The sequence below is a fragment of the Aquimarina callyspongiae genome, from assembly GCF_034322225.1.
Classification (GTDB): domain Bacteria; phylum Bacteroidota; class Bacteroidia; order Flavobacteriales; family Flavobacteriaceae; genus Aquimarina.
Map to the genome: position 1 here is coordinate 216,218 of NZ_JAXLPA010000002.1, position 23,968 is coordinate 240,185.

General features: G+C 31.5%; 22 protein-coding genes. 8 read left to right on the top strand and 14 right to left on the bottom strand.

Annotation, left to right across the window (positions count from 1 at the left end; translation table 11 throughout):
• Positions 1-161: 161 nt before the first annotated feature.
• Together U0D62_RS08020 and U0D62_RS08025 are read left to right on the top strand one after the other, a co-directional pair.
• Positions 162-725, top strand: a complete 564-nt coding sequence (locus U0D62_RS08020) for a Crp/Fnr family transcriptional regulator (RefSeq protein WP_322195280.1) — start codon at positions 162-164, stop codon at positions 723-725.
• A gap of 254 nt (positions 726-979) precedes the next feature.
• Positions 980-1,177, top strand: a complete 198-nt coding sequence (locus tag U0D62_RS08025) for a hypothetical protein (RefSeq protein WP_322195283.1) — start codon at positions 980-982, stop codon at positions 1,175-1,177.
• Between the two features lie 106 nt (positions 1,178-1,283).
• Here U0D62_RS08025 and U0D62_RS08030 read toward each other — a convergent pair whose 3' ends face one another.
• From U0D62_RS08030 to uvrA, 9 genes are all read right to left on the bottom strand, one after another.
• Positions 1,284-1,748: a hypothetical protein gene (locus tag U0D62_RS08030; protein WP_322195285.1), complete on the bottom strand. Its 465-nt coding sequence runs from the start codon at positions 1,746-1,748 to the stop codon at positions 1,284-1,286.
• A 97-nt stretch (positions 1,749-1,845) separates the two neighbouring features.
• Positions 1,846-3,738, bottom strand: coding sequence for a S41 family peptidase (locus U0D62_RS08035; protein WP_322195287.1), 1,893 nt, complete (start codon positions 3,736-3,738; stop codon positions 1,846-1,848).
• Entirely contained in the window at positions 3,735-3,938 is a 204-nt protein-coding gene (locus U0D62_RS08040) for a hypothetical protein (protein ID WP_322195289.1), read from the bottom strand. Before U0D62_RS08040 ends, U0D62_RS08035 begins: the two co-directional genes overlap by 4 nt.
• Before the next feature lie 168 nt (positions 3,939-4,106).
• Positions 4,107-5,210, bottom strand: coding sequence for a helix-turn-helix domain-containing protein (locus U0D62_RS08045; RefSeq protein WP_322195291.1), 1,104 nt, complete (start codon positions 5,208-5,210; stop codon positions 4,107-4,109).
• A gap of 44 nt (positions 5,211-5,254) precedes the next feature.
• Positions 5,255-6,349: an amidohydrolase family protein gene (locus U0D62_RS08050; RefSeq protein WP_322195293.1), complete on the bottom strand. Its 1,095-nt coding sequence runs from the start codon at positions 6,347-6,349 to the stop codon at positions 5,255-5,257.
• Positions 6,350-6,535: 186 nt separating this feature from the next.
• A complete protein-coding gene (locus U0D62_RS08055) occupies positions 6,536-7,237 on the bottom strand; it encodes a hypothetical protein (RefSeq protein WP_322195294.1) in 702 nt (233 codons plus the stop codon).
• Between the two features lie 115 nt (positions 7,238-7,352).
• Positions 7,353-7,997 (bottom strand): peroxiredoxin-like family protein, encoded by a 645-nt coding sequence (locus tag U0D62_RS08060; RefSeq protein ID WP_322195296.1) that lies wholly within the window; start codon positions 7,995-7,997, stop codon positions 7,353-7,355.
• Positions 7,998-8,081: 84 nt separating this feature from the next.
• Positions 8,082-8,516, bottom strand: a complete 435-nt coding sequence (locus U0D62_RS08065; protein WP_322195298.1) for a GNAT family N-acetyltransferase — start codon at positions 8,514-8,516, stop codon at positions 8,082-8,084.
• A gap of 7 nt (positions 8,517-8,523) precedes the next feature.
• Positions 8,524-11,304: an excinuclease ABC subunit UvrA gene (uvrA, locus tag U0D62_RS08070; protein WP_322195300.1), complete on the bottom strand. Its 2,781-nt coding sequence runs from the start codon at positions 11,302-11,304 to the stop codon at positions 8,524-8,526.
• Between the two features lie 239 nt (positions 11,305-11,543).
• Here uvrA and U0D62_RS08075 point away from each other — a divergent pair, with 239 nt between their 5' ends.
• Together U0D62_RS08075 and U0D62_RS08080 are read left to right on the top strand one after the other, a co-directional pair.
• Positions 11,544-12,128 carry an RNA polymerase sigma factor gene (locus U0D62_RS08075; protein WP_322195302.1) on the top strand — a complete coding sequence of 195 codons (585 nt, stop codon included), beginning with the start codon at positions 11,544-11,546 and terminating at the stop codon, positions 12,126-12,128.
• Between the two features lie 73 nt (positions 12,129-12,201).
• Positions 12,202-12,348 (top strand): hypothetical protein, encoded by a 147-nt coding sequence (locus U0D62_RS08080; RefSeq protein ID WP_322195305.1) that lies wholly within the window; start codon positions 12,202-12,204, stop codon positions 12,346-12,348.
• Positions 12,349-12,370: 22 nt separating this feature from the next.
• Here U0D62_RS08080 and U0D62_RS08085 read toward each other — a convergent pair whose 3' ends face one another.
• Positions 12,371-13,036, bottom strand: a complete 666-nt coding sequence (locus tag U0D62_RS08085; protein WP_322195307.1) for an endonuclease III domain-containing protein — start codon at positions 13,034-13,036, stop codon at positions 12,371-12,373.
• Positions 13,037-13,193: 157 nt separating this feature from the next.
• On the opposite strand from U0D62_RS08085, the gene bcp reads away from it, so the two are divergent.
• A complete protein-coding gene (gene bcp, locus U0D62_RS08090; protein WP_322195308.1) occupies positions 13,194-13,643 on the top strand; it encodes a thioredoxin-dependent thiol peroxidase in 450 nt (149 codons plus the stop codon).
• A 32-nt stretch (positions 13,644-13,675) separates the two neighbouring features.
• On the opposite strand, the gene U0D62_RS08095 is transcribed toward bcp, so the two are convergent.
• Complete coding sequence (locus tag U0D62_RS08095) at positions 13,676-14,272, bottom strand: hypothetical protein (RefSeq protein ID WP_322195310.1); 597 nt, start codon at positions 14,270-14,272, stop codon at positions 13,676-13,678.
• A 303-nt stretch (positions 14,273-14,575) separates the two neighbouring features.
• Positions 14,576-16,024, bottom strand: a complete 1,449-nt coding sequence (locus U0D62_RS08100; RefSeq protein WP_322195313.1) for a TonB-dependent receptor — start codon at positions 16,022-16,024, stop codon at positions 14,576-14,578.
• A gap of 171 nt (positions 16,025-16,195) precedes the next feature.
• On the opposite strand from U0D62_RS08100, the gene U0D62_RS08105 reads away from it, so the two are divergent.
• Together U0D62_RS08105 and U0D62_RS08110 are read left to right on the top strand one after the other, a co-directional pair.
• Positions 16,196-16,957, top strand: a complete 762-nt coding sequence (locus U0D62_RS08105) for an MBL fold metallo-hydrolase (RefSeq protein WP_322195315.1) — start codon at positions 16,196-16,198, stop codon at positions 16,955-16,957.
• Positions 16,958-16,959: 2 nt separating this feature from the next.
• Positions 16,960-17,469, top strand: coding sequence for a hypothetical protein (locus U0D62_RS08110; RefSeq protein ID WP_322286762.1), 510 nt, complete (start codon positions 16,960-16,962; stop codon positions 17,467-17,469).
• 91 nt (positions 17,470-17,560) lie between these two features.
• Here the strand turns inward: U0D62_RS08110 and U0D62_RS08115 are convergent, their stop codons facing one another.
• Both U0D62_RS08115 and U0D62_RS08120 read right to left on the bottom strand, forming a co-directional pair.
• Positions 17,561-20,338 (bottom strand): esterase-like activity of phytase family protein, encoded by a 2,778-nt coding sequence (locus U0D62_RS08115; protein WP_322286763.1) that lies wholly within the window; start codon positions 20,336-20,338, stop codon positions 17,561-17,563.
• Between the two features lie 313 nt (positions 20,339-20,651).
• Positions 20,652-21,239 carry a hypothetical protein gene (locus tag U0D62_RS08120; protein ID WP_322286764.1) on the bottom strand — a complete coding sequence of 196 codons (588 nt, stop codon included), beginning with the start codon at positions 21,237-21,239 and terminating at the stop codon, positions 20,652-20,654.
• Positions 21,240-21,514: 275 nt separating this feature from the next.
• Here U0D62_RS08120 and U0D62_RS08125 point away from each other — a divergent pair, with 275 nt between their 5' ends.
• On the top strand, positions 21,515-23,908 hold the full coding sequence (locus U0D62_RS08125; RefSeq protein WP_322286765.1) for a glycoside hydrolase family 31 protein: 2,394 nt from the start codon (positions 21,515-21,517) through the stop codon (positions 23,906-23,908).
• The last annotated feature ends 60 nt before the right edge of the window (positions 23,909-23,968 follow it).

The following is a 23,968-nucleotide window of genomic DNA, read 5'->3' on the forward strand; positions in this document are numbered from 1 at the left end:
TTTTTCGCACTCACTTTTATAGTATCAAGCAGCGTGCCAAAAAATAATAAATGATTTCTTTTTAAAAAGTATAAAGGGATTTTTCCACTATTTTATGACCTGAGATGTTAATTTTTTTAACGAAACATTATATATTTATACCTGAATACTAACCAATGGATATGTTACCTACACTTAGAAAGCATATTAGTGCAATCGTGTCGTTATCTGATGAAGAGTTTGATGTTGTTTCTAAGCATTTTACAGAAAGAAAATATAGAAAACATCAGTATGTTATACAAGAAGGACAGGTTTCTCCTAATGAGTATTTTGTAATAAAAGGATGTCTCAAAGCCTATTTTTTGGACGAAAAGGGAAAAGAACATATTTTACAGTTTGCTGTAGAGAATTGGTGGATTAGTGATTTTAATGCATATTTTAAAAGAGTACAGGCAACTACATATGTAGAATGTATGGAAGATTGTGTTTTGTTAGAACTAACCTTAGATTCGAGAGAGCAATTATGTAGTGAGATGCATAAAATTTCGGATTTTTTCAGGCTACAATTAACATCTGGATACACTGCACTTCAAAAAAGAATTCAATTATCATTAAGTAAAAACACTAAAGAGCGATATGAAGCTTTTTTAAGAGCATATCCTACAATTAGTCAAAGAATCCCAAAACAATTGATAGCATCATTTCTTGGTGTTTCAAGAGAAACTCTTAGTAGATTAGAAATATAACTCCTGGATTTGAGTTTACTGATTTTTGAAGAAATGTGACATAGATCACATTTTTTTTGTGATGTATGTCATTTTAAAAGGAAGAGAAACGGTTGAAATTTGTATCAACAAACGATAAAACCCTTTTTATGAAAATCTTTAAATTCTTACTTCCGATACTTTACTTATTTGAAAAGCATAAGATTTCTATAATTAATGAGAACGAAATAAAGTAGTCTGATTAACCTATATATAAATTCATAAACATCTCGACTATGAAAAAACTCTTATTACCTCTTGTGCTATTTTCTTTTGCAGTATTAAGTCTTAGTATCGTTCATTTAGATAATATTAGTAAGTTAGAAATCAGATCTAATGAACTTAGAAAAAAACAATCATCCTCAATAGATTCTATGGATAACCAGTTAGTTGATGAATATTTTTATGAAATGAATCAATCAGCTGTAAATTAAAATAATAGTTGTGTTGTATTAGAGATAATACATAAAACGGCAGCAAACCATCGGGGTACAAGGTTTGCTGCCAAATTTTTATTCCTATAATATGATTGTATATCTATTATATAGCTCGTTTAAATATATAACGAGTTACAAAAATACCTTTTCCATCCTGCTCACCTGCATCACTCTCAACTGCGCTAGTAACAAATATTAAATCCCAACCTTCAGAAAGCATTGAAGAAAGCTTAGAAGAAATTATTGCATCATTAGCAACAATGTTTTGGAAACGAATTCCACCAAGGTTAAAGAAATTCAATAATTTAGTTTCTTCAAAATTCTTTACTCGTATATTTTTCCTTTTTGATTTGTTACGAGTATTGTCATCTTCTGTTTGTTCTGAAGTGAAACTTTTATAATCCCTAGATTCATTACTTGAGATTAATCTTGATCTTCCTAAACCATTAGGTACTATTGATTCTATACTAGTAATTACTTTTACTTCATATTTGGTCGGTGGAGTTTGTGCTATGCTGGTTGATACTGATAGGATGATTAATAAACCTAATAAAATTACTTTTTTCATTTGTTTCTTGTTTTTTAATATTAATTATTTTGATAATTACCGCCTTTTGCACCATTGAATCAAAGACGATTTTTATAGCTATAGAGTATGTTTGATTTTAATTATTGGATTCGAGAATGAGTTGTTTTGCTTTTTCCATAACAACATCTGTATTATTCATAAATGCATTAATAGTAGGGTATACTTTATGATGTGGCTTGGTGCCGCTTCCTTCAGGAAATAGTTTTTTGTCCACATCTTGTTCGTTAATCACAATGAATATTGAGAATATAAGATCAGAATTAGGTAGACTATAATATAAAGGAATCGTTCCTGTATGTCTGTAATAACCACCACCTGTTTCTTCTCCAATAAAAACTGCATCACTTTTATCTCTTACTAAGGCGCTAAAAAGAGCTCCTCCAGAAAACACCTTCCCACTGATTAATATGTATACTTTACCATTGAATTTATGTTTTGCAGGATCGCGATGAATGACAGCATCTTCTTTCCAATAATAGGCGCCGTCATCACCCTTATACATCTGTTTTCCTATTTCTTTTTTAACTTGTGATTGTATGGTTTCTGGAGAACTATCTGATTGCATCCCTAACATATCGAACCATTGAGGTAATAAATATTGAGGGTAAGGAGGAAGGTTATCAATAGAATTAAGTTTTCTGAATTTATTTTCTTTAAAATGATGATCAATAAGATAAGAGGCGAGCTCCATATCATTACCATCATCACCACCAGTATTCTCTCTGATATCAAGAATTAAATTTTGAATTCCTTTTTTATTGATTTCTCGAAAAGACTCTTTTAAGAACTTGAAAAATTTCTTTTGATTTTTAGGAGTTTCTGTATAAAAAGTATTTACAGTTAATAAAGCAGTACTGTTATTTGTATATTCAAGATAATAAGGTTTTTCATAGTGTGTTTCTGTAATTGTATTTTCTAATTCAGATAGCGGTATTCCGGAAACTTCGATGTTTTGTTGTTGTCCTGAAACCGAAATATATTCTAAAGCGAATTTTTGTTGCGCTCCATATGTTAAAAAGTAATTCGTAGAAAAATCATCTTCTAATTGGCGATATTTAAATGTGGTATTATATCCATCTGAGCTAATTAATTTAAATGATTCCTGAATTATGTTCTCGATTTTGTTTCCATTAATACTAACGATTTGAGTTCCTTTTTTTAACTTTTTATAATCTTGGGCGATTACTAAAGTATCTTTCAGGAATTTAACCTTAAATGGAAAAAAAGAGGGAGTAGAATTATTTTTTATTTCTGTAAAAACACCTTCTGTAGTATGAAAACTGGAGTGTCCACAATTAATTTTAGTATGTATTCCGGCAATTAGCTTATAAAACTCTCGGGTGTTATTTATTTCAGGAAGTTTTTTATAAGCTTCATCAAATAAGGTTTTAAAAGTTTTTTTAGAAGTGTATAAATACATTCCGCTATGTGCAGTTTCAACGATATTTTTATAAATATCTAAATCCTTCTTGAAATCTGATACATCCAGCTCTTGTTCCTTAATAGTTTCAGCAGGTACTAATGTTGTTAGATATCCGTATTGATCTTTATAGATTAATTTGGATGCTGTTAATTCTTGAATAATTAGTGTGTTCTTTTCTTTAGAAGTACTATTTATGTAACTGATAGTTTTGGTAGCCGGGTCGTATGTCCAGTTTTCTTTAATAACTTCTCTACCTATTTCATGAATTAATTCATAGTTTGAATTAAAAAGAATTGTTATAGTAGGTAGTACTTCTTTAAATGTGCTAATAAGTAATTCTTTATTTTTTTTAAGGTCCTTGATTTCCTTTTTATCTTTAGAAGAGGAAATCATTTTTTCATAAGTATTTTGTGCAGTGGGTTCGATTGTGTTATTATCGTATTTCCATTCACGATCTAATAAATCATTTAATTCTTGTGAATCTTGCCCTTTTGCAGGAACACATATTAGAAATACTATGTAAACTAAGAATATTATTTTTTTCATTTTTTCATTATTTTATTAATGATCTGATCGATCACATATAAAGTGATTCCTATGATTAATGGTAGAATAAGTACCAGATCAATTCTTCCCTTTGGTGAAGCCATTAGTTTTTCAAATTTTGAAATTTGTAATTCCAAAACAATAAAACCAGACCATATCACAATTAAAAAAATGATTAATGCTATTACTACGCGATTCATTTTAGAATAACTTTGATTTTTGTTCTCTACAAAGATTTATCTAAAACAAGCTGTTACGCAAAAAAAAGGATGTAACAAGAGTTCGGAATTCAGAAATCCGAACGAAAAGAGCCTTAAAGCTTTGTTTTTCAGTCCGTTTTCAGGAATCCGGACTTTTTTAATAAGGAGTTATCGATTGTTTTTAAAACTAGAAGGAGTAGTGTCTGTATGTTTTTTGAAAGCATCGTAAAAAGTACTTTTACTGTTAAATCCAACTTCTTTACCTATACCTTCAATACTTAAATGATCAAACAAATTATTGCTTAGTAACTCTTTTGCTTTTTCAATTCTAAAACTATTGATATAGGAGTTGAAGTTTTTGTTGCATAAAGAATTTATAATCCCAGAAATACGTTTGGGATGAATATCAACTTTTTCAGAAATATCTATAATAGTCAAATCAGGTTGAATATATACCTTTTCTGAAATTATATATTGTTCTATTTGTTGCAATAATTTTTTTGAAACTTCTTCGGTTTTTGAAGATTTTGCTTTTCTGTTATATCTGTTATCGGTATTTTCTTCTTTTGACACAGAAACCAAAGTTTGTACATTTTGTTGAAGAATACCTCTTACAGAAATCCAATACAATAACATAACATTAATTGTAGAGACTATTAAAAGAAAATAAAACCCAGTATCAAAAAAACCTGATACTAATGTTACGAATGTAAAAAGAAGTCCAAACCCAACAAAAAATCTTGCCCAACGAAGTTCTCTAAATTCTGTAGAGGTGTATTGATCTTTTAATTCTTGGATATGTTTTTTAATAAAACCTAAAGTTTTAAAACCTATATAGTAAGAGAAAATTAGTCCTAATACATCTTTTAAATTATACCATAAAGACTCTTCAATTATTTTCTTAGTATCTACAGATTGAAAAAACACAATAGTATCAATTATTAAAACAAGTAGGGCAGGAACTAAAACCCAATATTTTAGTTTGTTTTCTGGAAGGATAGAAATTTGCTGAACATAAATATAAAATAACGGAAACAATAACCAGATAAATTCTAATGGGAGTAAATCATATTTTGGATAAAATTCTGTGATTTTAAGATCTTCTAATATAGTAGGTAATAAGTTTAATGCAAAAGCAATGATAAATAACCCTAAGTAAAGGGTAGATTTATCTTTTTTTCTATTGATAATAATTAATAATAAACCTAAAATAACTCCCTGGATTAATCCAAGAGTATCAATTAAGGATACGATATTATAATTTATCTCCATCAGCCCGAATATAGGGTATTTTATTCAACCTGAACTAATATTTACTACTTAGGAAATAAACTCTTATCAATATTAGGAATTACATTTAGAGCATTTTTATAATATAGTTTTTTAAGGACCTCGTCATCCAGATCTAATCCATACATTTTCCAAAAAGCGTGATACCTCTTGTAATAAGGAAAATACTCATCATCAGACTCTAATACTCTGAAATAAGTATAATATTCTTTAGGATTCCAGGAATCTTTACCAAACATAACACGATCTTGATATTTGGTAAGAAATTTTTTAGCATTTCTGGGTTGTCTTCCCAGTTCTGCAATTACTGCACCTATTTCTGTATACATATTAGGCATTTCATCCATTAATTGAGCTAATTTCTCTAAATTATTCCCGTACCAACCTAAGTGTGCATTAATAAACTTTGTGTTTTTATGTTTCTTAAAAATATTGTGTTGTTCTTGTATAATGGTTTCCCAGGAACCAGTTACATTAGCATCTCTTTTTCTACGTGATCGCAACTTTAATTCTAACCAGCGTTCGTTCTGATTATCATGTGCATCCCAAAAAGGTTTTGGATCTGCAGAGTGGATAAGTACAGGAATTCCCAGTTCTCCACATTTGTCCCATACAGGACCAATTCGAGGGTCATCAATTTTGATTCGATTACCTTTACTATCCTTATTATCCATTCCCTGACTTTTGTATATTTTTAATCCATTTGCTCCGTTAGTAACATCTCTCTCGATTTGAGCAACGGTTCTAGTTGTCCAATCAGGTTCATCAATCCCATTCAAGCTTATATTTGTAAATACAATAAAACGATTTGGATAATTGTTTTTGACATTAGCTAATGATTTGGTTAAATGTTCATCAGAACCTCTTCCTCTTCCAGATAAATTAACCATTACTCTCATGTTAAGTTTATCCATTTCGTTTACTACCTCACTCAAGTTCTGGGTTGGCATTCTAAATTGATGATTATGTACATCAATGAATGGAAATTTTGCCTTTTTAATTTCTTTACCCGGAACGACTAATGTAGAAGGAGGATTATAATCTTCAAACTCCATGTTTTGGGCATGTACCGAAGAGGTTATTATCATTAAAAACAACAGGAGGAAAGCATTGAACTTCATATCAAGATGTATTGAATTTATGATTAATGAAGTAAATATATAATAATAGTATTGTCTAGAAGAAAGGTTAACAACACTTTAAACCCTTTGAGAAACAGAACTTAAGTGGGTTTGAGAAGATAAAAAGAAATCCCGTTACCTTAAAATATCTGGTAACGGGATGTTCAACAACTAACCAACTAAATTTTAATCATCATAATCATCATCGTGATCGTCATCATCATGATCTTGATGTTTTTTCTTTCTTTTTCTATTTTTATAATAGTAATCATCATGATCATTGTTATTGTTGTGATCATAGTGATTTGAATTCCAGTTTACATCATAATATGGGTCGTGAGTAGCAGTACATCCATCAATTCCACAATATCCGCATCCACTATAATGAACATTACCTTCTACAAACTTTATTCTTCCGTATTTTTTATAATAAATATGTAAACCACCAACTTGAGATAATAACCCTCTTCTATTATATCGAATAGTTATTGATCCGATTCTACGAACTCTATTATATCTGTCATATGTAATATGATTAGACCCTACTCTTTTTAATCGTCCGTAATAATCATATCTTACTATTCGGTTATACGGTCTGTAATATCCATATGAACCAGGACTATTATAAGAAGTATTACCATACCAGGTAGAATGACGAGATCTGGTTCTTCTATTTATGATTTTAAAATCAATACCTCCTTCAGTATCTACAAAAAACTTTACTCCATTTTGAACAAAGACAATTTGTTGTGAGCGGTGGTAACTTGTGTTCCAGGATTGGGTAGGTTTTGTAACCCAATTCTCATGCTTCGACTGTTTTTGGATGGTCGCTTGTGCAGTTGTTCCTATTAGTAACATTGCTGCAATAAAAAGTATTACTTTTTTCATAACTTAAATGTTTTGGGTTTTGCCTACTCATTTAGCATTTCGGCTTCCGCTATTTGATAAGTAAGGTTTCAAATGGCGTGCCAAATTTTTTTAAGTTATGATGGAATAGGTGTAATTATTTGTTTTTCAAAAACTTAATAATTTCTTCGGGATCCGCTCTTTCCTTGTAATCTTCTTTAATAAAATCATAAATAATCGTTCCGGTTTGATCAATTACATAAGTAGCAGAGATCGGAAGTTGTTGATCAGAATTACCATTACTTTTTTCTAAATCAATCCCAAAACCATTATATACGTCAATAAGATCTTCTGGTAAGGTAAATGCAAGATTAAATTTTTGAGCAATAGTGTTATTAAGATCAGAAAGTACTTCAAAACTTAAATTGTTTTTCTCTGAAGTGGATAAAGAATTATCTGGCGTTTCTGGACTAACAGCAACTAAGACAGTATCTAATTTTTCAAACTCAGGAAGGGCATCCTGTAATGCTTTTAATTCAAGATTACAATATGGACACCATCCTCCGCGATAAAAAGATAAAACTACTTTTTTATCTAATAATAACTCTTGAACAGAGATGTTTTTATTAGCGGCATTTGGGAGTGTGATTTCAGGGATAATATCTCCTGTTTTTAATGATTTGGATACTAGTTGGTTATCTTTTAAAACCTGTATTCCATTATTCATTATAGCGTGAGTAGTTTCTGGATACTTGGTGGCAGATTGATCAGCACGTGCTTTTAGGTCTTTGGTAAGTGACATTAGATTGTGTTTTTTAATTTATTGCCTTAGCCGAAGAAGTGTTCAATACATTACTGTTTTTTTGCTATAATTCTGTTAATGTTTTTAGGAGTCAGAAGATAGTTTTTTTGAAAAATAGATTCTTTTATGTCCTTTTGGGAAATTATCTAATTTACCGAATATAATGTATTCATTCTTGATATAGAATCCTTCTGCCTGAAAATCAAAAGTATCCAAAATTGATATCACCGCTCCTTTAGATTTTGCAATGTTTTCTGCTTTTTGAAGCAGTTGAGTTCCTAACCCGTTATGTCTATAATCTTCGTGAACCCATAATATATTTATTTCTAATCCTCCCCAATAACCAATACCTGATAATAGCCCTCCAATAATTTGACCTTCTTTGTTTTTTGAAACTAGATTAATAGGTGTCCATAACTCTGGAAGAAGTGGTGGTATTTTGCCAAGATTGTATGAGTTTATAGAATCTACAATAATTTTTGCTTCATCTTTTTCGCAAATTTCTATGATATTTTTCATGCTAGAATTATAGCTTTTCTTTTAGGTAGTGACCAGTATAAGATTCTTTTATTTTTACAATAGTTTCTGGAGTTCCCTCAGCTATGACAACTCCTCCATTTTTACCACCTTCTAGTCCTAAATCTATAATGTAATCAGCACATTTTACAAGATCCATATTATGTTCAATAACAAGGATAGAATGTCCTTTGGAAATAAGCTCATTAAAGGATTTAAGTAATTTTTTGATATCGTGAAAATGAAGACCTGTGGTTGGTTCATCAAAAATGAAAAGTGCTTTGTCTTTTGTATTTCCTTTAACCAGAAATGAAGCTAGTTTGATTCTTTGTGCTTCTCCACCAGAAAGGGTAGAGGAGCTTTGTCCTAATTGTACATATCCTAAACCAACATCTTGTAGCGGTTGTAGTTTTCTTTGGATTTTGGCTTCTTTATGCTCTGCAAAAAAGTCTAATGCATTATCTATGGTCATGGATAAAATATCATGAATATTTTTTCCATTAAACGCTACTTCTAACACTTCTTTTTTAAATCGTTTTCCACTACAAGTTTCACATTCGAGATGAACATCGGCCATGAATTGCATTTCTATGGTTACTTCTCCTTCTCCTTTACAAGTTTCGCAACGTCCGCCGTCAACATTAAAAGAAAAATGCTTTGATTTATAATTACGGATTTTTGCAACCTTTTGATTTGCAAATAAGTTACGAATATCATCATAGGCCTTGATATAGGTAACGGGATTGGATCTGGATGATCGCCCAATCGGGTTTTGATCAACAAACTCTACATGTTTAATATTGCTATAATTACCTTTAAGTTCAGTAAACTCTCCAGCTTTTTCACCATATCCACCTAATTGTTTTAATACAGAGGGGTATATAATTTTTTTAACTAATGTGCTTTTTCCACTACCAGATACTCCAGTGATAGCAGTAAACATTCCTAGGGGAACTTTTACATCTATGTTTTTAAGATTGTTTTCTCGAGCACCAATAATTTCGACATAATATTTTGAAGATCTTCGTTCTTTAGGAACTTCGATCTCCATGGTTCCATTTAAATATTTTGCAGTTAGAGATTCTGCTTTTAATATGGTGTCAAAAGTTCCTGTTGCTACAACTTCTCCTCCAAATGTACCGGCTTCTGGACCTATATCGATAATTTCGTCTGCAGCTTTCATGATGTCTTCATCGTGTTCTACTACGATTACGGTATTTCCAAGATCTCTAAGTGATAGTAATACTTTAATAAGTTTTTCTGTATCTCTGGGATGTAAACCAATACTAGGTTCATCTAATATATACATAGATCCTACGAGACTACTTCCTAATGAGGTCGCAAGATTGATTCTTTGAGACTCTCCTCCAGATAATGTATTTGATTTTCTGTTAAGTGTAAGGTATTGAAGTCCTACATTTTGCAGAAACTCAAGCCTACTATTAATTTCTTTTATAAGACGTTTAGATACTTGAGTGTCATAAGGATTAAGTTCAAGATCTTTAAAAAAATCAGCGAGTTCATTTAACGGTTTTTCAACCAAATCGGTAAGTGTAGCTCCATTAATTTTCACATAATTAGCTTCTTCACGTAATCGTTTTCCTTTACAGGTTGTACAACGTGTTTTTCCGCGATACCGAGAAAGCATAACTCTATTTTGAATCTTATAAGCTTTGGATTCTAGTTCTTCAAAAAAGCTATTGATACCTTCAAAATATTCATTTCCGTTCCATAACAATTCTTTGTGTTCTTCTGATAGTTCAAAATATGGTTTATGAATAGGGAAATCAAATTTATATGCACTATTTACCAATTGGTCCTTATACCAACTCATACTATCACCTCTCCAAGGAAAAACAGCACTTTCATAAATACTTAGAGCTGTGTTAGGAACTACCAGATCTTCATCAATTCCTATAACATCACCATAGCCTTCACATTCAGGACATGCTCCATACGGATTGTTGAAACTAAAGAGGTGAACATTAGGTTCTAAAAAAGTCATTCCGTCTAACTCAAACTTATTACTAAATTGTCGTAAACTTTTATCAGTTAGAGTTTCAATATAACAGCTTCCTTTACCTTCAAAAAAAGCGGAATCAATAGCATCAGCCAATCGATTATAAAAATCTTCTTCATCTCTTTTTACAATACGATCTACTACAAGAAAAAGAGAATCTTTTTTTTGAACCTTTGCTTCTTCTATTCTTATTACTGTATCATTTACTTTAACCCGTGCATATCCTTGTTGTTGTAATACTTTAAGTTTACCTTCAATAGTTCGACCATTTTCAACAGAGATAGGGGCGAGCAATAATAATTTTTCACCTTCATTAAAAGATTTTACGTATTCTATAACATCAGTAACTCTATCTTTTTGAACGATATTACCAGAAATGGGAGAATATGTTTTACCAATTCTCGCAAAAAGTAATTTTAAGTAGTCATAAATCTCTGTAGTTGTACCTACAGTTGATCTTGGGTTAGTAGAGTTTACTTTTTGTTCTATAGCGATTGCAGGGGCAATTCCTTTTATATAATCTACACGAGGTTTATTAAGTCGTCCAAGAAATTGCCTGGCGTATGACGAAAGACTTTCTACATATCTACGTTGTCCTTCTGCATATAAAGTATCAAAAGCCAAGCTGGATTTACCAGATCCTGATAATCCAGTAATAACTACCAACTTATTTCTAGGGATGGCAGCATCTAAATTTTTGAGGTTATGAAGTTTAGCTCCTTTAATTAATATGTTTTTCTTTGGATCTAAGGTCGTAATATCTTGAATCATAGTAAATATGCGGTAAGAGGGCAAAGATAATGATTACTAAATAAGTATAATAGCCTATCCAGAATGAAAGTTTAGTTAAAAAAATTAACAAAAAATAGTTTGATTTTCAATGATAGTTACTATATTAGCCCCTGTAATTAAACCAAATTCTAAATAGAACTGCCTATTGTACACCTTTACTTTTTAAGTTTAACATAGCCCGAGCCCCAAGCTTGTTGGTACTAAATTAAAGTAGAGGTATGAAAGATTACAATCTGTCTGATGCAGTTCTTGTTAATAACTACATTAAAGGAAACGAAGCTTCCCTGTCCATTTTGATCGAACGTCATAAACAACGTATATATAGTTTTATATACTCTAAAGTTTTTGATCGTGATGTCTCTGAAGATATATTTCAGGATACTTTTATCAAAGTGATTCGCACTCTGAAAAACGGAAAGTATAACGAAGAAGGAAAATTTTTACCTTGGGTAATGCGTATTGCCCATAATTTGGTCATTGATCATTTTAGAAAAGGAAATCGTATGCCAAAATTCGAAGATAATGGAGAGTTTAGTATTTTTTCTGTGATTAGTGATGGTGATCTTAATGCAGAAAAAAGATTAATTAAGGATCAGGTAGAAGAAGATTTAAGAAGCTTGATTCAAGAGTTGCCTGAAGATCAGAAAGAAGTACTGGTAATGCGTATGTATAGAGATATGAGCTTTAAAGAAATCTCTGATAAAACTGGGGTAAGTATTAATACTGCATTAGGACGTATGCGTTATGCGCTGATCAATTTAAGAAAGGTAATCGAAAAAAATAATATTGTTTTAACAAATTAATAATTATACCGTGCAATAAAGTATAATTAGCCTCGTTATTATCTTAAGAACCCTAATTTAAGATTATAGAAATATGGCAAAATTTTACTTTAAGTCTTCTGCAAAAGAAGAAAAACAATTAGTACCAAAAAAATCTACAGTAGATTTTATTTTGAATTACTCAAAAGCTTTAAGTGTTATAGATTATAAAAATTTGAAGTTTGAAACGCTTCTAAACTAAACTTTGATAAAAGACCTGTTATTTATTTAGCAGGTCTTTTATTTTTGTAGTAATCATTAATAACGGTTTTTCTACCAATAGTTTTTGTTATTATATCTTTTTCAAGATCCCATCCACGTGCAGGAGAATATTCTCTTCCGTACCATATGATTTGTAAGTGAAGATCGTTCCATAATTCTTTTGGAAATATACGTTTTGCGTCTTTTTCTGTTTGCGTAACATTTTTTCCATTAGTAAATCCCCATCGATACATTAATCTATGAATATGGGTATCGACAGGAAAAGCAGGAACTCCAAACGCCTGAGACATTACAACACTTGCTGTCTTGTGTCCTACTGCCGGTAATTCCTCTAAAGCTTCAAAACTTTGCGGAACCTCACCGTTATGTTTATCAATTAAAATCTGTGAAAGCCCATGAATACCTTTAGATTTCATAGGACTGAGTCCAACAGGTCTTATAATTTCTCTAATTTCCTCAACAGATAACCTGATCATAGCATACGGATTATCTGCACGTTCAAACAGTAGTGGTGTGATCTGGTTTACCCTAACATCCGTACTTTGAGCACTCATCAGAACAGCAATAAGCAAGGTGTAAGGATCTTTATGATCTAAAGGGATTGGTATTTTTGGATATAATTCCTGAAGTGTCTTAATGGTAAAATCAATCTTTTCCTGCTTGGTCATACGCTAGAAGTATTTTTTAGGCTAAAATATTAAAATATCATTCTACTATAATCAATTACAATGATTAAAATTTAAATAAAACTAAGATCAAATATTTATTTTTGTTATATTTTTACATAGATTTGTTAAACAAAATAGAAACTCATATATTATACTAATGACAACATTAAAAGCAGGAGATAATGCTCCCGATTTTACAGCTTTAGATCAAGACGGAAATACAATTTCTCTTAATGATTATAAAGGGAAAAAACTAGTTGTTTTTTTCTATCCCAAAGCAAGTACTCCTGGATGTACAGCAGAAGCTTGTAACCTTAAAGATAATTATCATACATTTCAAGCTCAAGGTTATGAAATTATTGGAGTTAGTGCAGACAGCGCAAAACGTCAACAAAATTTTAAAAATAAATACGAATTGCCATATCCTTTATTAGCAGATGAAGATAAAAAGGTAATTGAAGCTTTTGGAGTTTGGGGCCCAAAGAAATTTATGGGACGAGAATATGACGGGATTCATCGTACGACTTTTGTAATTGATGAAAACAGCGTAATCTCAGAGGTAATTACCAAAGTAAAAACTAAAGATCACACTGCTCAAATATTATAAAATGTATTCTAACCCATATTGAACGGTTGTAATTAATCTTTTTGATATGGGTTAGTATTTTTTTGATATTCCTGTTTATTGGACTTTCCATCACCATCAGGATCTTCATTAGCATCTTCTTTATTAGTTGGGTCAAGACCATTTTTTATTTCCCATTGGTCCATAATACCATCTTTATCCAAATCCTGATCGAAGTAAGAAAAAACAAATAAGACGTGATTTTTTGCCAATCTGTTTTGCTCTGGTTTGTAAGGTAATTTGTCAATTTCTTTTGGTAAATCTACATCTATGTAATCCACAATAGCTTTGATATCACATTGGCTTTGTTTAAATTTTAATTCTACTTTTTTAATGAGTTCTTTGTGCTTATCAGGATTTTCCAAATTGTATGCCCATTGAAAACTTCCTTCGAGCGCTTTTATTAAGACTCTATAGTTTTTCCAGCAAATGGTGTCAATGGCATTTCTAACTCGTTTATTGGTTTCAGCATCTCCCTGACCAGTAGCTTTTCTTAATGCTGCAATTGCTTTGTCTCCTCTTTTAACGATTTCAGCTTGGGCAGCTTCTCGAGTTCTCCATTTTCGATCACCTAGTTTTTGAATGACCTGATCATCGGTTAGATTACTCATATTTTTCGTTTTATCATCACAATTGATAAGTAGTAATAATATTGTGATAAGTGTTATTACACTTTTTAAGTACCTCATTTTCATAATTTGTTGTGTTTAGTGAGACACAAAAATTGTTTTTTATAAGGTGAAATACTAGAGGTGAATACCTTTTTAATAGGGGATATTTCCCTGTTTTTTACATGTTAATAAGTGCTTTATTTTGAATTTTAGATACCTGAGAAACTTTCTCATACCTGATGTAGGGGTATAAAAAAAGGCCTCTGTATAAAACAAGAAGCCTTTTTTGAATGTGTGTTTGTTTTACTTAACAGTTTCTATTGATTTATAACCAAAGAAATTATTTTCTTTAATCATTTCAGGAACAAGTTCTGGTAATTTATCCTCCCATCCCGATTCTCCTTCTTGTATCATCTGAAGTACTTCTCTAGAGAATATATGCATAATGCTAGGGTCATAATCTGTGATGTCTTGTAACTTGCCATTATATTTAAAGAACTTATATAGTTCTTTCATTCTTGGATGTACTTTCAGATTCTCACTTGTAGTAAGTTTTCCTGTTTCATGATTCTTAAGAGGATATAGATATACTTTAAGATCCTTGAAAAATAATTTACCAAAAGCTTCTAGAATACCACCACTTAAATGACGATAATACTTCTCATCAAAGATGTCAATAAGATTATTAACTCCCATTGATAGTGCCATACGTTCTTTTGTATAGTTTGAGAAATATTCAACAACACGATAGTATTCCTGGAAATTAGAAATCATTACTGTTTGCCCAAGAGAGCATAGCAATCTTGCTCTTGCCATGAAATCTTCTTCATCGATTTCTCCTTCGGCTCTTAAGTTTGATAAGGTTATTTCGAATATTACAACAGTTTTTTCTTTACTTACTTTGTTCTCGTTCAAGAACATATTAAGCGATTTTTTGTAAATATCCATATTGACCTGGGTAACTGGTCTGAAACTTCCTCTAAGTGCTAGAATATTCTTTTTATAAAGAATAGCTGCAGGTAAAATATTGTTTCCATCAGCTCCAAACATCACTGCTTCGGTCATTCCGTTTTTAACAAGCTGTAAACTCATTAAACGATTGTCTACTTTTTTAAATCGAGGACCAGAAAAATTAATGGTATCGATTTCTATTTGATCTTTATCAAGATGATCGTACAAATACCTTAGTAACTTTTTAGGATTATCATATTTATAATATGCGCCATAAATAAGATTAACACCTAAAATTCCTAAGGTCATTTGTTGTAACCTGGCGTCATTTTCGTGAAAACGAATATGAAGTGTAATCTCATTATAATCTTCGTTTGGCGTTACCTGGTAACGAATACCTACCCAACCGTGACCTTTGTATTTTTTTGCAAAATCAATAGTAGCTACAGTGTTAGCATAACTAAAAAAAAGTTTATTAGGGTGTTTTTCCCTAACAATGCGTTCTTCGATAAGGCCAACTTCATGCCTTAACATTTTCTTTAAGCGGGCTTCAGTTACATAGCGTTTATCATCTTCTATTCCGTAGATGGCATCACTAAAGTCTTTGTCATACGCACTCATTGCTTTTGCAATGGTACCAGAGGCACCGCCTGCTCTAAAGAAGTTACGGACAGTTTCCTGACCGGCACCTATTTCAGCAAACGTACCATAGATATTCTGATTGAGATTAATTCGTAGAGCTTTACTTTTTATAGAGGGGACAGATTCGAATTCCTTATCTCCCATGATAGTAATAGGCATAGTGAATCGGGCTTTTTTTGTTCTGTGTAAAGGTACTAATCCCTGAACTATAATAAAAAAAACTGAACAGCAATTTTTTACATTTTATAATCGATATAAATAATTATAACATAAACCAATTGCTTTTTGAGATAAAAAATATATTTACATTTGCGCTAATAAGTAATCATTATGAACGTAATATTTCTTGGAACAGGTACATCACAGGGAATTCCTATTATAGGTAGTGATCATCCTGTATGCTTAAGTGATGACCCTAAAGATAAAAGGTTACGTGTATCTGTTATGATTTCTTGGGATGACTATAATTATGTAATCGATTGTGGTCCCGATTTTAGGCAACAAATGTTATCTAATAATGTAAAAAGAATTGATGGCATTGTTTTTACTCATGAACATGCTGATCATACCATGGGATTAGATGATATAAGGCCCTTTTTTTTCAGGCAAGGAGATATTCCTATCTATGCTCATAATAGAGTGCTCAAGGCCCTAAGATTAAGATTTGACTATGTTTTTTCATCAGAAAATAAATATCCAGGAGCTCCTAGCGTTATTGAAAATGAACTAACCAACCAGCCATTTAAGCTAGGAAACCTGGATGTTATTCCTATAAATACTATGCATAACCGCTTACAGGTATTTGGCTTTAGATTTAAAGATTTTGCATACCTGACAGATGTAAAAACAGTAGAAAAGGAGGAAAGAAAAAAACTTAAGGGATTGAAAGTTCTTGTAGTAAATGCGTTAAGAATTGAACCACATCATTCTCATTTTAATCTAGAAGAGGCTTTGCAATTTATCCAAGATATCGAGCCAGAGAGAGCTTATTTAACGCATATAAGTCATATGTTAGGATTTCATGAAGAAGTTGAAAAACAATTGCCTGAAAATGTATTTATTGCTTACGATAATTTAAAAATCACTATATAACTATGAAAGGAAAGATATTTCTTTATTTGTTCATTTTTACGTTACTATTTGTATTGTTTCAATTTATGAACGCTAAAAAGGCCAAAGAATCATACGATGCAAAAATCGAAAACTTAAAACTTAAACTGGAAGAAGGAGATAAGACCAATGAAGCTATTATAGATTCTCTTATCAATGTCAACATGGAATTGACATATTTTTCTTTGGATAGCGATGAAGAAGCAATTAGTTATTTTGAAGAAAAAGGTTATGATGCTAAAAAACTAGAGCTAACTATAAGTGATCAGATTATTGGACAAAATAAAGCAGGAAGTGATAATCCAATTATTCCCTTTGCAGGTATGGAAGGTAATATGAGTATTAATAAAGTACGATTATTGAATCATAAATGGATCATTGCAGATTTTACCGATGGCGTATATTGGGGACAGCTTTTTATTATTTATGATTTAAAAGAAGATGGAGTTGTTGATTTTGAAGTTGAAAAATCATTTTTATATCCTAAAAATTAACCCATTACAAAATTAAAATACAAAAAGCTGTCTCGTTAAAAAGACAGCTTTTTTTGGTTTGTAAATATGATATAATAGTTGGTTAAGGTGTTTATTTTTTTAATAACTTCTTTTTAATGAAATCTCCATTGATCTCTATAACAGCGATATAGATCCCACTTGGGATTTTGATGCCATTCTCTGAAGTAGCATCCCAGGTATAGCTAAAATCTGTCATGTTTTGCTCCTTATTGGCTAGGGATTTTATTAGTTTGCCAGATAGGTTATAAATATTTATTGAAACTGTTTTTAATATTCTTGTAGTAGTAGAAAAAGTAACTTGATCTTTGAATGTATTAGGATATACTTTAATATTATTTTCGGATAAAGTATTAGGATCATTAGATAAAGGCTTCCAACGTCTTCCTAAAGGTTGATCTAACCATAATAATATAAATTCATTATCATCTGGTAATTGTGTTCCTACATGGCGTCCAACACTGAAAGGGTAGTTATTATCATTTAGCACACCAATTAGAAATGGATTGAAAACTACAACGCTTTCTATTGTAACAAAAGGGAAGGCAAAATCTTTTCCGATCCCAATATCTCCTTCTAATCCAGGCTCAGATATTCTACGAATATCATTGATCTTTAGAAGATTTACATTCGTTCTTTTACGTATTAATTCAGAATCTTGATGTAACTCAATTTCATAAATAGCTTTATACCCATTTAAATCTCCTTGAGAACCATCACGTTCGATAATCAATCCTCTTTTATTACTAAACATAACAAAATCTCCAATAGCAGTAGCTCTTTCATTCAGAGGATATTGAAATCTTTTATTGTTATAAGATTTAGTATCTAAATTAAATTCATGAATCAAAAGATTGTTGTTTGATCCTCGAAGTGGTTTTTCTAATAAAGGAAGCAATTTTTTATTATTCATGGTTAATGCCATTCCTTCAAAACCACCACTGCTCTTAACTCTAAAAGGAGTATCCTGTTTTGTATTTCTGTATGGCCAATATAATCCTCCTAGCCATGGAGTATTATCTCCATTTTGATCCTGAAGATTGGTTCCATCTCCATTAATACCAATTTTTGGAAAATCTCCAAACAAACATACAGTACCAATATTTGGATATTGTTTATGAGCTATTAATAAAGTTCTGAAATCAAAACTTTGAATATCTGCACGATCTGTTAGATTATTTGCTACAATTACATCGGCAATCGCTTTAGTAAATGTTTCAGGAGTCACAGTACGCTCTGAAAAGATATCTCCTCGATCATCGGTATCTGTTCTTGGGTTAATCTTTGTTTCAATATTAAAACGAACCCTGGAAGCATTCTTCCATCGTTGCTGGGCTTTGGAATCTGAAGTTCCAGGTCCGTTTTTATAATATTCAATATAGAAATCTACAAAGTCAAATAATTGTTGCAATGAAGGCATAATATAAGGATCAATAAAACCTTCTTGATTGGCATAGGCAACAGCTACAGGAGAAAGTGTATGATCATTCGTTTGTACTGGACGCCCTTCTAATATTTTATCTGCAATAAACATGGATTGAATCTCATGTAGAGTCAAATCTTTAACTAGCACTTCATCTTCATAATTGTAAGAAGTTCCATCTGCTTTCCTAGTTTTAGCCGCCTCTATATGTGGATCGTGATCTAACACAGGAATACCATCTTGCGTGATACCGCAATCTGTTTCTAAAGTTGGCATTAAGTAATCAAGAGCAGCTTCCATCGCTGGTAATGTATTTTCGGGACGTAAATTTCTTGCACCTCTATGTCCTTGTGCATCAAAAAGTTTTACATCAATTAAACCTTCTGTGTCTATAAAATCAGCTTGTCCGTCTCCGTTTTTATCAAAATTTTGTACTGCTTCTAAAAGGATATCTGGCCGATCAGAGATGATTCCTTGAACTCCTAGTTCAAGAAGTAAATTCATGTTTTCTAAGTCATTAACAGTGTATACTACTACATTATGACCAGAACGATTTAAAGACGATACGTTAATCAATTCGCTAGAAGCCGGTTGTAATCCTGAAGGAGGATTTTCTCTACTACCTACAACTGTGTTTGAGTTTTCATCATCTAGCATAACAAACCATGGTGACATCACAGGGCTTTTACTTCCATACGTTTTTGCGTGAGAACGCATAGCATTCATAACTCTAAGCGAACTGGATTCTTCACTAAATGGATTTTGAGGAGCACGTAACTCTTTACCTGGATTATCAAAATCAGGAAGTGGAAAAGGAGGATCTAACAGGATTCCGTTTTTATCAAAATGCAACAAAAAAGGTCCAAACTCATCACCAATCCAATAATCTCCATTATTGGTTCTCTGAATGGATTCTATATCAAAATCTGATCCTGTAAGAATACGCTCATCACTAAAATGATTGGTGATTGCAAAAGGAATTAAACCATTTGGGTCTCGCAATTCAATATAATTTATAACATCAATAGACCCATCACCACGTCCAAAAAAGTTTTTGAATTTAGGTTTGATTTTATACAAACGTAGATTGTAGTCGGCTGAGTTTTCAATGGATCCAAAACCATTGTCTGATAACACGATAAAAGTACCATCATAATTATTTATAACCGAAGAGAACCCTTGAATAGGTTGTTTGTTAGAAAAAGGAACTGGTTGCTGATTGATTAATCCCGCACCGATATATTGTCCAGAGGTAGGGCCTTGAGCAAAACTGGAAGCAGGCAAAATCGCTCTTGAAACCAGTATATCCCCAAAGTTATAAAAGGACTTACCAGTTCCTTTTGGATAAATTTTCTTTGTATAATAAGTGTCGTTAGGTATTGTAAAATCAAGCGTTTCTGGTTTTGAAACTGTGCTCTGAGCTGTCATATTGTATGACAGTAAAGCCCACAAACATAATACCTTGAAGACAGTAAAATGTTTTGTTTTTGGATTTAAAAAAGAATAGCATTTCATTAGTAATACGTTTAAGGTTAATTGGGTTAAATACATCATAAAATTAAGTGCTATGTATTACACAATTGTTTGCAGATGTTAAACAAATGTTTAGGATTGTGTTATCCTTTGTTAACCTTAAGGTATAATTTATTAAGGAGTAGAAGTTTTTAAGTATCAGAATCTAAAAAGCTGTTTTCGAGATATACAAAAACAGCTTTTATGGTTATTTTACATTAATAAAACTTTACTCTCTTTCGAGGTGTTGATCATGAGCAACCAAACATATTTTTTTGCGATAGGTTACTCTGATACGCATTCTATAAGGTCCGTAAGTGGTCACCATAAAACCAGAAATTCTTTCATAATTGGTAATTATGTATGATGAATTTGGCCTGTTGGCCATCGCTAAGCCTTTCCAGCTATCTAATCTAGAGTTTAGAGCATAAGCAGGAGAACAACAATTACTTAAATCGACTTCAATAATTCTGGTTTGTATATGATTACCGTGCCAATTACAATTGTTAGGAAGTGGTTCGGTACGACAATTATTCAACATATCAACCATTAGAAATTGATTAGGCATATCTCTACCTTCACCAGATGTAAAATTACAACCATCATTGGTTAGATTATCATCGCAGGACGATCTGCCATTTATACTACAGTAGTTGGCACTTTCACTAGTCGATTCAGAACTTTTGTTAGTTGAATTTTCTTTTAATTCCTGATTTTTCTCATTAATAATTAGGTCATCTTTTTCACAAGAAGAAAAAATTATCATTCCTATTAAAATGAAAATTAACAGAGTGATTTTTGAGTTTACTTTTTTCATAATATTAAATGTTTGATTAGCCCTGTTTTAAGGGGTTTTGATTTATGTTTATACTTATAAGAGTAGATATCTTAAATTCATTACCCATACTTAAAAATTTAGTAGAACTTCTTACGCAAACGTTGTAGTGATATTTTGTGATTTTTCCTGTATACAAAGGGTTTTCCTGAAGATTTCATAATTATGTATGCAGGAGCTTTGTTATACTAAAATTATGTAGGGATTCTCTTATATTTGATTTTAATGCTATTTAAGAACGAACATTAAAAATAAATATGAGATTGTTATCAGTTTTACTATTTGCATCATTATTAGTAGTAAATATTTCGTGTAAAAAAAAATATGAGGGCCCTTATCAAGGGTTTAAGGATAAAGGAACCCATATCGAAGTATATAAGGATAATGGAAAATATATAATAACTCCTTTTTCTGATAAGATCATAGAAACTTCTTTTATCCCAGAAGGGGAAGTTTTAAAATCAGAATCTCATGCCGTTGTATTGACTCCCAATGTAAAAGCAAGTATTAAAGAGGATAAAGAAACTCTTATTTATACAACTTCTGGTATTGCAGTTCATATAACTAAGAAACCTTTTGCTATTTCATACTCTTATAAAGGAAAAGAACTTATTTCAGAACAGAAAGGATATGTAAAAACAGATTCTACAGAGATATTAAACTTTAACCTGGATACTAAAGAAGTGATTTATGGAGCAGGAGCAAGGGTAGTTGGTATGAATAGAAGAGGAAAAAGACTTGAGTTATATAATAAAGCACATTATGGCTATGGAAATCATTCAGAATTGATGAATTATACAATGCCGCTGGTATTGTCTTCAAAAATATATGCGGTTCATTTTGATAATCCATCTATAGGGTTTTTGGATATCGACAGTAAAAAAGATAATACACTGAGTTTTGAAACTATTGGAGGTAGAAAAACATATCAAGTAGTAGCGGGTGATGATTGGAAAGATTTGATTGATCAATATACAGATCTTACTGGTAAACAACCAATACCACCACGTTGGGTATTTGGTAATTTTGCCAGTCGTTTTGGGTATCACTCTCAGAAGGAGGTCGAAGAAACCATTGCAAAATTTAAAAAAGACAGTATTCCGTTGGATGCGGTTATTCTGGATATATATTGGTTTGGAAAAGATATTAAAGGTCACATGGGTAATCTGGAATTTTTAAAAGATTCTTTTCCAGAGCCTAAACAAATGATTAATGATCTTAAAAATCAAGGAATTAAAACTATTTTAATTACAGAACCTTTTATTTTAAGTACTTCAAAGAAATGGGATGAGGCGGTAGAGAAAAAAATCCTTGGTAAGGATTCTCTAGGAAACCCATATAAGTTTGATTTTTATTTTGGAAATACCGGTATTGTAGATATTTATGATCCTAAAGGAAAAGATTGGTTCTGGAATATTTATAAACAATATACTCAAGAATATGGAGTAGCTGGTTGGTGGGGAGATCTTGGAGAGCCAGAAGTACATCCTTCTGATCTACAGCATGCGGCTGGGAGCGCAGATCAGGTTCATAACATTTACGGTCATGACTGGGCAAGATTGGTTCAAGAAGGATTTCAAAAAGATTTTCCTAATCAAAGGCCTTTTATTTTGATGAGAGCAGGATACTCAGGTTCTCAACGTTTTGGTATGATTCCTTGGAGTGGAGATGTAAGTCGAAGTTGGGAAGGGCTACAATCACAAGCTGAAATTGCATTGTCTATGGGAATGCAAGGATTAGGATATATGCATTCTGATCTGGGAGGTTTTGCAGGTGGTGAAGTGTTTAACCCTGAATTGTATACCCGATGGTTACAGTATGGAGTTTTTCAACCAATTTTCAGACCTCATGCACAAGAACATATTGCACCAGAACCAGTTTTTCATGATAAAAAGACAAAAGCACTAGCCAAAAAAAGTATAGAACTTAGATATAGTTTGATTCCGTATAACTATACTTTGGCTTTTGATAATTATCAAACAGGAATTCCTTTAATGCGACCACTTTTCTTTGGAAACTCAGAAGAAGAGGAACTTCAAGATGTGAGTTTTACTTATTTATGGGGAGATAATTTTCTAGTATCTCCCGTAGTAAAACCTGATGTAGCTTCAATGGATGTACTTTTTCCAAAAGGAAATATATGGTATGATTTCTTTACAGGTCAAAAATATGAAGGAGGAGCTTATAGACAAGTCCAGGTAGTAGAAGAACATATCCCTGTTTTTGTGAAAGCGGGAGCTTTTATACCTATGGTTAAACCTGTTCAGACAACTGATTTATATTCAACAAAAGAAATCATATTACATTATTATCACGATACCAGCGTAAAAAACAGCTCAGGTAAAATGTATAATGACGATGGTAAAACACTTGCAGCATATGAAAAGGAACAATATGAAATATTAAAATTTGGTAGTGTTTATTCTAAGAATAAATTATCGATACATTTAGATGTTGAAAAAGGAAGTGATTATTCATTTCAATCACGCAAAATGATTTTGATAATACATAATATTGAGAAAGCTCCACAATCTATTGTTTTAGATGAAATTACACCTTCATATAAATGGAATCCAGAAGATAAAACAGTATCTATTTCTTTAGACTGGGATACTAAGATGAGTAAAATCGTTAATTTACAATTACTTTAGAGTAGAATAATTAATAGTTTAGTTGGCAAAATTAACGTTGCGATTATTGAATTGACTCTT